This window comes from Vogesella amnigena (assembly GCF_042648905.1).
GTDB classification, from domain to species: domain Bacteria; phylum Pseudomonadota; class Gammaproteobacteria; order Burkholderiales; family Chromobacteriaceae; genus Vogesella; species Vogesella amnigena.
Map to the genome: position 1 here is coordinate 42,086 of NZ_JBHRYH010000044.1, position 9,012 is coordinate 51,097.

A 9,012-nucleotide genomic window follows, 5' to 3' on the forward strand; every position below is an offset into this window, starting at 1 on the left:
TACGGGGGGGGCGTTTTCCTTAATGCACCCGGCGCATGAATTGCCGCGGGCGCAGGCCCAGTGCGAACAGCGCACCGAAATAGGCAATCGCCCCCACGCTTACCAGCAACAGCAGCCAGCTGGCCCGCTGCCAGCTGTGGCCGTGCCAGTCGATGGCGATCAGCGCCTGGATGGCATACAGCGCGCCAGCCATCACGGCACAGGCCAGCAGCAGCTTGGCGATGAATGCGCCCCAGCCTTTGCCCGGTTGGTAGATGCCGTGCCGTTGCAGCTGGTAGTACAGCAGGCCGGCATTCAGGCAGGAAGCAAGGCCGATGGACAGCGCCAGGCCGGCGTGCGCCAGCGGGCCGATGAAGGCCAGGTTCATCAGCTGGGTGGCGATCAGGGTGGTGATGCCGATCTTCACCGGCGTCTTGATGTTCTGGCGGGCATAGAAGCCGGGGGCCAGCACTTTCACCACGATCAGGCCGGTGAGGCCCACCGCGTAGGCGATCAGCGCTTGCTGCGTCATCAGCGCGTCGTGCGCGTTGAACTTGCCATACATGAACAGCGTGGCGATCAGCGGTTGCGACAGCACTGCCAGGCCCACGGCGGACGGCACCGCCAGCAGTAGCGACAGGCGGATGCCCCAGTCCAGCAGCTGGCTGAACTCCTCGCGCGCCTCATCGCCACGCGCCGCGTAGCGGGACAGCGAGGGCAGCAGGATGGTGCCCAGCGCCACGCCCAGCACGCCGGTGGGGAACTCCATCAGCCGGTCGGCGTAATACATCCACGACACGCTGCCGGAGGCGAGGAAGGAGGCGAAGATGGTGTTGATCACCAGCGATACCTGGGCAATCGATACCCCGAGAATGGCCGGCCCCATCTGACGGATCACGCGCCATACCGCCGCATCGCGCAAGTTCAGTCGCGGCAGCGGCAGCATGTCCAGTTTTTTCAGGTGTGGCAGCTGGTACAGCAGCTGTGCCACGCCGCCGATGAACACCGCCCAGCCCAGCACCAGCACCGGCGGGTGGAAATACGGCGTCAGCAACAGCGAGCAGATGATGAAGGACACGTTGAGCAGCGTGGGGGTGAATGCCGGCACCGAAAAGCGGTTCCAGGTGTTCAGTACGCTGCTGGCCAGTGACGACAGTGAAATGAACAAAATATAAGGAAAGGTGATGCGCAGCAGTTCGCTGGTGAGCGCCATCTTGCCGGCATCGTTGGCAAAGCCGGGGGCGGATACCCAGATCACCCAGGGTGCGGCCAGCATGCCCAGGGCGGTGACGATGGCCAGCACCAGGGTGAGCGTGCCGGTGACATGCGACAGGAACACGCGGGTGGCTTCTTCGCCGCGTTGTTCCTTGTATTCCGCCAGCACCGGTACGAAAGCCTGCGAGAAGGCGCCTTCGGCAAAAATGCGGCGCAGCAGGTTGGGCAGTTTGAAGGCGACAAAGAAGGCATCGGTAGCCAGGCCGGCGCCAAATACGCGCGCGATAATGGCGTCGCGCACGAAGCCCAGCACACGGGATACCAGGGTCATGCTGCTGACTTTGGCCAGGGCTTTTAGCAAGTTCATGTTTTGATAGGGAGTGAGCGGGTTGGATCGGCAAAACGCCCGCCAGTTTACGCGGCTGGGTTTGTTGTTGCAAAACCTCATGTTAGGGCTTAGAATCGCCGGTTTCAGATTCCGCTCATCAGGAGAAACACATGGCTAACAGCGCACAAGCTCGCAAGCGTGCACGCCAGGCTCTCAAGCAGCGCGCGCACAACGCTAGCCTGCGTACTGCGTTCCGCACTGCAGTTAAGAAAGTAATCAAGGCTGTAGAAGCTGGTGACAAGGCTGCTGCTCAGGCAGTATTCCAAGCCTCCACCAAAGTGATCGACCGTATCGCTGACAAGGGCGTGTTCCACAAGAACAAGGCCGCTCGCCACAAGAGCCGTCTGTCCGCCCAGGTTAAGGCAATGGCTGCCTAATCTGCCGCAACGGCAAAAGAATGCGCAAAGGCTCCGCAATAGCGGGGCCTTTTGTGTTTCTGTAGCCTGCTGGCACAACAAAAAACCCGCGTAGTCGCGGGTTTTTTGTTTTTTCCGTACTACGCAATTCATCGCTCAGCGATTTACAGTTCCACCTGACCCGCCAGCAGTGCCGAGGCTTCGCGCGCCATTTCGCCTTCCTCGTCGGTGGCGATCACATAGGCATGGCGGGCACTATTGGCCGTGGTAAGGCGGGTGGCGTGCGACAGGTTGGCCGCAAGGTCGGCATCGAAACCCAGCCAGGCCAGCTGCTTGAGGATGCGGCTGCGCACTTCCGGCGAGTGCTCGCCGATACCGGCAGTGAAAATGATGGCATCCAGACCGCGCATGGCGGTGGCCAGCGACGCCACCTCGCGCGCGGCACGGTAGCAGAACAGCTCCACCGCCTCGCGTGCCGCTTCGTCGCGACTGGTGAGTAGTACTCGCATATCGGCGGACAGCCCGCCAGACACCCCCAGCAGGCCACTTTTCTTGTACAGCTCCTGGCGTACCGCAGCCACGTCCATGCCTTCGTGTTCCATCCAGTACAGCACCACTTCCGGGTCAAGATTGCCGGGGCGGCTGCCCATCATCAGTCCATCCACGGCCGAAAAGCCCATGCTGGATGCCACGCTCTGGCCGGCCTGCAAGGCACAGGCACTGGCGCCGCTGCCCAGATGCAGTACTACCACGCGGGCGTCGGCCAGGCCCAGTTCCGGCAGGTGGCGGGCAATGGCGGCATAGGAAAGACCGTGAAAGCCATAACGCCGGATGCCTGCATCGTGCCAGTGGCGGGCAATGCCGAAGCGGGTGGCAATGGTAGGCTGGTTGGCGTGAAAGGCGGTATCGAAGCAGGCGATCTGCGTCAACTGCGGGTCGAGGCGGGCAAAGGCGGACATCACCGCCAGGCTCACCGGCTGATGCAGTGGCGCCAGCGGGATCAGCGCCGCCAGATCATCCAGCACCTCGGCGGTGAGCACCACCGGGGCATGGTAGTGCTCGCCGCCATGTACTACCCGATGGGCGACCGCGAGCGGCTGGAGCGACTGGTCAGCCAGCAGGTTGAGCACGGCTCCGATCGCCTCGTCACGGCTGTTGCCAGCCAGTTGCAAGCGAACATGGCGGCTGCCGACATCCAGCTGCAGCGTGCTGTCGTCCATGCCGAAGCGGTCCACCATGCCACGCGCCAGCAGGTTGCGGCCATCCGGGGTATAGGCACGAAACTTCAGCGTGGCGGAGCCGGCATTGACGGCGATCAGGGCCTTGCTCATGACTCAGGCTTTCTTGTGGTGGGCCGCCAGTACATTGGCTACTGCGGAAGAGGCCAGGCGGCCTGCCGCGTCGTCGGCCCGGCTGGTAAGAACGATGGGCACGCGCGCACCCATCACGATGCCGGCGCTGGCGGCGGCTGCCAGGTAGGTCAGCTGCTTGGCCAGCATATTGCCGGATTCCAGATCCGGCACCAGCAGGATATCCGGTTCGCCCGCCACCGGGGAAGTAATGCCCTTGGTGTCGGCAGCTTCGTGCGAGATGGCGTTGTCGAACGCCAGCGGGCCGTCCAGCAGCCCGCCCTTGATCTGGCCGCGGTCGGCCATTTTGCACAGCGCGGCGGCGTCCAGTGTGGAGCGGATCTTGGGGCTGATGGTTTCCACCGCCGACAGGATCGCCACCTTGGGCTGGGCGATGCCCAGTGCCTGGCACAGGTCGATGGCGTTCTGGCAGATATCGCGCTTGGCTTCCAGATCCGGTTCGATATTGATGGCCGCATCAGTGATGAACAGGTAGCGCGGGTAGCTTTCCACCTTCATCACGAACACGTGGCTGACGCGGCGATCGGTGCGGATGCCCTTGTTGCGGTCCAGCACTGCGGCCATGAATTCGTCGGTATGCAGGCTGCCCTTCATCAGCATGTCGGCAAAGCCTTCACGCACCAGCGCCACCGCGCGTTCTGCCGCGGCATGGCTGTGTTCCACGTCGATCACTTCGAAGCGGGAAAGATCGATATCCAGGCTTGCGGCCAGCTTCTGCAGCTTGGCGCGCGGCGCCACCAGGATGGGGTTGGCGATGCCTTGCTCGGCGGCTTCCACCGCGCCCAGCAGCGCTTCGCTGCTGCAGGGGTGGGCTACCGCCATCGGGCGCGGGCCATTGGCGTGTGCCTGCTGCAGGATGTCGGCAAAAGCGTGTTCGTCACGAGTCATGTTGTGCTTTCCGGATAGGGTGTTCTGCGCTGCCATAGTGGCCCGCCTGTTGCGGGCCTCTGGGCATTGGCATCAGGCCATGATGTTGAAGCCGCCGTCCACGTAGGTAACCTCGCCGGTCAGTGCACGGGCGGCATCGGATACCAGGAAGGCGCAGACATTACCGACATCTTCAATATCCACCAGCCGGTTCTGCGGCGCACGCTCGATGGCGCTGTCGATCAGGTGGTCGAAGTGGGCGATGCCGCTGGCGGCGCGGGTCTTCAGCGGGCCGGGCGACACGGTGTGCACACGGATGCCCTTGGGGCCAAGCTCGTGCGCCATGTAGCGCACGCTGGATTCCAGCGCCGCCTTTACCGGGCCCATGATGTTGTAGTTCTCCACCACCTTGTCGGCGCCGTAGTAGCTCATGGTGATCAGCGTGCCGCCCTGCGACATCAGCGGCTCGGCCAGGCGCGCCATCTCGATGAAGGAATAGCAGGACACGCGCATCGCCTGCTGGAAGCCGCTCAGCGAGCAGTCGGTCACGCGGCCGTGCAGGTCGTCCATCGGGCAGAAGGCGATGGAGTGAATCACAAAGTCGAGCTGGCCCCAGCTTTCGCCGATGGCGGCAAACACCTTTTCCAGCTCGTCCGGCGCTTCCACGTTCAGCGGCAGGATCAGGCTGGCATCCACCGCCTCGGCCAGCGGACGCACGTGCTTCTCGGCTTTTTCATTCAGGTAGGTGATGGCGACTTCGGCGCCCAGTGCGTGCATTACCTTGGCGCAGCCGTAGGCAATGCTGTTGGCGTTGGCCACGCCAACGATCAGGCCGCGTTTGCCGGCCAGGGGCAGGTGGGTTTGAGACATGGTTGACTCCGCAAGGCTGGCACCAGGCCAGGGTTCAGGGTTGGTTCTGGGTGTCAGGCTGGCAGCCGCATGTTGCAGTGCCGTGAATCCGTTTTTGTATTGGCGTATCAGTCGGATATAATTGCCTGTTTGGCGGACGGAGGGGCTTGCAGTTGCCATCCCCCGACACCATCATTGTGGGCGTGTTTGTTGCAGTCTGATTTGATGCACTGCAATATAGTTCGATAATCATCGTAATTGTAGTTGGAGTGGTAGACCATGCCGATTTACGAATACCGTTGTGCTGCATGTGGCGCACAAAAAGAGCATCTGCAGAAAATGAGCGATGATCCGATTGCGCAATGCCCGTCTTGCGGCAGTGGCGATTACGCCAAGCAGTTGTCCGCAGCCGGTTTCCAGCTGAAAGGCAATGGCTGGTACGTCACCGACTTCAAGAACAGCAGCGGCCCGGCCTGTGGCAGTGGCGGCTGTGGCGGCGGTGGGTGTGCCTGATACCCATATGAAGCACATCAAAATGACCCTGCGCGGCTATCTGGTGACCGGCGTGCTGATCTGGCTGCCGATCACCATTACGTTGTGGGTGCTGAACCTGATCATCGGTACGCTGGATCAGACCATCAACCTGCTGCCGCGCGCCTGGCGCCCGGAGAGCATGTTCGGCTTCGATATTCCGGGGCTGGGCGTAGTACTGGCGATTGCCGTGCTGGTGGGAACCGGCTTCATGGCGGCCAACGTGCTGGGGCAGCGGCTGCTGGATCTGTGGCAGCTGATCCTGACCCGCACCCCGGTGGTCAGCACCATCTACAACAGCGTGAAGCAGGTCAGCGATACCCTGCTGTCCGACTCCGGCCAGGCGTTCCGCAAGGCGCTGCTGGTGCGTTTCCCGCACCAGGGTGCCTGGACGGTGGCGTTCCAGACCGGCATGCCCACCGGCCAGCTGAAAGAGCAACTGGGAGAGGAAGAGCACGTCAGCGTCTACGTGCCCACCACGCCCAACCCCACTTCCGGCTATTTCATCATCGTGCCGAAAAGCGAAACGCGCGAACTCGACATGAGTGTCGACGACGCACTGAAATACGTGATTTCGATGGGGGTGGTGGCACCGCCGCCACCGGCCGCCGCCCGCGCGCAACTGAGCGACGAGCGAAATTGACAGGGTTGGCCGCAGGCATGCGGCCAACCCTGCTTCAGCCCCGGCCATCGTTATCCGAACTACCCGAATTCAACTCATAAGGCATTGCAATGCGTACCGATTATTGCGGACTCATCGACAAGAAATACCTCGGCCAGACCGTTACCGTAAAAGGCTGGGCCCATCGTCGTCGCGACCATGGCGGCGTGATCTTCATCGACCTGCGCGACCGCGAAGGCCTGGTGCAGGTGGTGATCGATCCGGACACCCCGGAAGCGTTCCAGACCGCAGACAGTGCGCGTAACGAGTTCGTGCTGGCCATTACCGGCATCGTGCGTGAGCGCCCGGCCGGCACCGCAAACAGCAAGATGATCTCCGGCGAGATCGAGATCCTGGCCAAGGAAATCGAGATCCTGAACGCCGCGGCTACCCCGCCGTTCCAGATCGACGACGAGAACCTGTCCGAGAACGTACGCCTTACCAACCGCGTGATCGACCTGCGCCGCCCGGCGATGCAGAAGAACCTGCGCCTGCGCTACAAAGTGGCCATGGGCGTGCGCAACCACCTGGACAAGCAGGGCTTCATCGACATCGAAACCCCGATGCTGACCCGCTCCACCCCGGAAGGCGCCCGCGATTACCTGGTGCCGTCCCGCGTGCACCCGGGCGAGTTCTTCGCGCTGCCGCAATCGCCGCAGCTGTTCAAGCAGCTGCTGATGGTGGCCGGCTTCGACCGCTACTACCAGATCACCAAGTGCTTCCGTGACGAAGACCTGCGTGCCGACCGCCAGCCGGAATTCACCCAGATCGATATCGAGACCTCGTTCCTGAACGAGGACGAGATCATGGACATCACCGAAAACATGGCGCAGGAAATCTTCCGCGACGTGATGGGCGTGGAGCTGGGCAAGTTCCCGCGCATGACCTACGCCGACGCCATGCACTACTACGGCTCCGACAAGCCGGACCTGCGCGTGAGCCTGCAGTTCACCGAACTGACCGACGTGATGAAGTCGGAAGAATTCAAGGTGTTCCGTGGCGCCGCCGACATGCCGAACGGCCGTGTGGTAGGTCTGCGCGTACCGGGAGGTTCCGGCATCAGCCGCAAGGAAATCGACGACTACACCCAGTTCGTTGCCATCTACGGCGCCAAGGGTCTGGCCTATATCAAGGTCAACGACGTGACCAAGCTGAACGAAGAGGGCCTGCAGTCCCCGATCGTGAAGTTCCTGTCCGCTGACGGTATCAAGGCCATCATCGAGCGTACCGGTGCGCAGAACGGCGACATCATCTTCTTCGGCGCCGACAAGGCCAAGGTAGTGAACGAAGCCATCGGCGCACTGCGCATCAAGATCGGTCACGAGCGCGGCCTGGAAGGCGGCTACTTCGTGAAGGAATGGCGCCCGCTGTGGGTGGTGGACTTCCCGATGTTCGAGCATGACGAGGAAGACGACCGCTGGACCGCCTGCCACCATCCGTTCACCAGCCCGAAACCGGGCCACGAGGACCTGATGGAAACCAACCCGGGCGCTTGCCTGGCACGCGCCTACGACATGGTGCTGAACGGTTGGGAAATCGGTGGCGGTTCGGTACGTATCCACCGTGCTGACATTCAGGAAAAGGTATTCGCCGCGCTGAAGATTTCGCCGGAAGAGCAGCAGAACAAGTTCGGCTTCCTGCTGGACAACCTGAAGTTCGGCGCGCCGCCGCACGGTGGCCTGGCCTTCGGTCTGGACCGTCTGGTGACCCTGATGGCCGGTGCCGAGTCGATCCGCGACGTGATTGCCTTCCCGAAGACCCAGCGCGCCCAGTGTCTGCTGACCAACGCCCCGAACGCGGTGGACGAGAAGCAGTTGCGCGAACTGAACCTGCGTCTGCGCCAGAAGGCCGAGCCGACCGCCTAAGGTTGGCCGCAAGCCAGACAGCAAACAGGCTCCCCCGGGAGCCTGTTTTTATTTGTCCAGCATCTTGAATTCGCAACGCTTGCTACTATCTTGAGACACACGCCGACTGCTTATTGCCTGTCGCTATGGCAGGAATTGGCAATTTCAATTTGAGCGCTGATGGGCGCTGCGTTTATAACCCGTCAGCGTCCGGCAGGCAGCGGACATCCACTCATTACAGCAAGTGACTTACCCAAGGAGATCCTCATGGCCGTACTCGTAGGCAAGCAAGCCCCGTTCTTTGATGGTTCCAAAGCCTTCTCCGCCGTACTTGGCAATGGCGAGATCGTTGACAACTACTCCTTCAAGGATGCTACCGCCGGCAAATACGCCGTGGTGTTCTTCTACCCGCTGGACTTCACCTTCGTGTGCCCGTCCGAACTGATCGCCTTCGACCACCGTCTGGCCGAGTTCAAGGCCCGTAACGTGGAAGTGATCGGCGTGTCCATCGACAGCCAGTTCACCCACGCCGCATGGCGCAACACCCCGGTGGAAAAAGGCGGTATCGGCCAGGTTGGCTACACCCTGGTAGCCGACATCCAGCACGAACTGTGCAAGGCCTTCGACGTGGAAGCCGACGGTGGCGTGGCCTTCCGCGGTTCCTTCCTGATCGACAAGTCCGGCGTGGTACAGCACCAGGTTGTCAACAACCTGCCGCTGGGCCGTAACGTTGACGAAATGATCCGCATGGTAGACGCGCTGCAGTTCACCGAAGAGCACGGCGAAGTGTGCCCGGCTGGCTGGAACAAGGGCAAGAAAGGCATGAAGCCGTCCGCTGAAGGCGTGGCTTCCTACCTGGCAGAGAACGCTGCCGCCCTGTAATCACTGCCTGGCTGCGGCCAACGCTTGATTGCCATCAGAAGCCCTGCCATCCGGCAGGGCTTTGGTACGT

The 9,012-nt window shown here is 62.1% G+C and carries 9 protein-coding genes; 5 read left to right on the forward strand and 4 right to left on the reverse strand.

All coding sequences use genetic code 11. The features are described from left to right. Window positions 1-19: 19 nt before the first annotated feature. Window positions 20-1,561, reverse strand: a complete 1,542-nt coding sequence (gene murJ / locus ACFOKJ_RS14170) for a murein biosynthesis integral membrane protein MurJ (protein ID WP_390280727.1) — start codon at window positions 1,559-1,561, stop codon at window positions 20-22. A 131-nt stretch (window positions 1,562-1,692) separates the two neighbouring features. Between murJ and rpsT the strand changes: the two genes are divergently transcribed. Further along, entirely contained in the window at window positions 1,693-1,959 is a 267-nt protein-coding gene (rpsT, locus tag ACFOKJ_RS14175) for a 30S ribosomal protein S20 (RefSeq protein ID WP_390280729.1), read from the forward strand. A 143-nt stretch (window positions 1,960-2,102) separates the two neighbouring features. Here rpsT and ACFOKJ_RS14180 read toward each other — a convergent pair whose 3' ends face one another. The 3 genes from ACFOKJ_RS14180 to fabI are packed head-to-tail and all read right to left on the reverse strand — an operon-like array spanning window position 2,103 to window position 5,045. Then, window positions 2,103-3,269, reverse strand: a complete 1,167-nt coding sequence (locus ACFOKJ_RS14180) for an acetate/propionate family kinase (RefSeq protein ID WP_390280731.1) — start codon at window positions 3,267-3,269, stop codon at window positions 2,103-2,105. Window positions 3,270-3,272: 3 nt separating this feature from the next. Next, window positions 3,273-4,232 carry a bifunctional enoyl-CoA hydratase/phosphate acetyltransferase gene (locus ACFOKJ_RS14185; protein WP_390280733.1) on the reverse strand — a complete coding sequence of 320 codons (960 nt, stop codon included), beginning with the start codon at window positions 4,230-4,232 and terminating at the stop codon, window positions 3,273-3,275. Window positions 4,233-4,268: 36 nt separating this feature from the next. After that, a complete protein-coding gene (gene fabI / locus ACFOKJ_RS14190; RefSeq protein ID WP_390280735.1) occupies window positions 4,269-5,045 on the reverse strand; it encodes an enoyl-ACP reductase FabI in 777 nt (258 codons plus the stop codon). Between the two features lie 258 nt (window positions 5,046-5,303). Here fabI and ACFOKJ_RS14195 point away from each other — a divergent pair, with 258 nt between their 5' ends. The 4 genes from ACFOKJ_RS14195 to ACFOKJ_RS14210 all read left to right on the forward strand — a co-directional run bounded on the left by ACFOKJ_RS14195 (window position 5,304) and on the right by ACFOKJ_RS14210 (window position 8,942). Continuing rightward, complete coding sequence (locus tag ACFOKJ_RS14195) at window positions 5,304-5,537, forward strand: FmdB family zinc ribbon protein (RefSeq protein ID WP_390280737.1); 234 nt, start codon at window positions 5,304-5,306, stop codon at window positions 5,535-5,537. Window positions 5,538-5,544: 7 nt separating this feature from the next. Further along, window positions 5,545-6,198 (forward strand): DUF502 domain-containing protein, encoded by a 654-nt coding sequence (locus tag ACFOKJ_RS14200; protein ID WP_390280739.1) that lies wholly within the window; start codon window positions 5,545-5,547, stop codon window positions 6,196-6,198. Window positions 6,199-6,287: 89 nt separating this feature from the next. After that, complete coding sequence (aspS, locus tag ACFOKJ_RS14205; RefSeq protein ID WP_390280741.1) at window positions 6,288-8,081, forward strand: aspartate--tRNA ligase; 1,794 nt, start codon at window positions 6,288-6,290, stop codon at window positions 8,079-8,081. Between the two features lie 246 nt (window positions 8,082-8,327). Then, complete coding sequence (locus ACFOKJ_RS14210; RefSeq protein ID WP_390280743.1) at window positions 8,328-8,942, forward strand: peroxiredoxin; 615 nt, start codon at window positions 8,328-8,330, stop codon at window positions 8,940-8,942. The last annotated feature ends 70 nt before the right edge of the window (window positions 8,943-9,012 follow it).

Excerpts from the sequence above, each read along its gene's own strand:
- ACFOKJ_RS14195 (WP_390280737.1), top strand. The coding sequence starts at position 5,304 with ATGCCGATTTACGAATACCGTTGTGCTGCATGTGGCGCACAAAAAGAG.
- rpsT (WP_390280729.1), top strand. The coding sequence starts at position 1,693 with ATGGCTAACAGCGCACAAGCTCGCAAGCGTGCACGCCAGGCTCTCAAG.
- ACFOKJ_RS14210 (WP_390280743.1), top strand. The coding sequence starts at position 8,328 with ATGGCCGTACTCGTAGGCAAGCAAGCCCCGTTCTTTGATGGTTCCAAA.
- ACFOKJ_RS14180 (WP_390280731.1), bottom strand. The coding sequence starts at position 3,269 with ATGAGCAAGGCCCTGATCGCCGTCAATGCCGGCTCCGCCACGCTGAAG.
- fabI (WP_390280735.1), bottom strand. The coding sequence starts at position 5,045 with ATGTCTCAAACCCACCTGCCCCTGGCCGGCAAACGCGGCCTGATCGTT.
- ACFOKJ_RS14185 (WP_390280733.1), bottom strand. The coding sequence starts at position 4,232 with ATGGCAGCGCAGAACACCCTATCCGGAAAGCACAACATGACTCGTGAC.
- murJ (WP_390280727.1), bottom strand. The coding sequence starts at position 1,561 with ATGAACTTGCTAAAAGCCCTGGCCAAAGTCAGCAGCATGACCCTGGTA.
- aspS (WP_390280741.1), top strand. The coding sequence starts at position 6,288 with ATGCGTACCGATTATTGCGGACTCATCGACAAGAAATACCTCGGCCAG.
- ACFOKJ_RS14200 (WP_390280739.1), top strand. The coding sequence starts at position 5,545 with ATGAAGCACATCAAAATGACCCTGCGCGGCTATCTGGTGACCGGCGTG.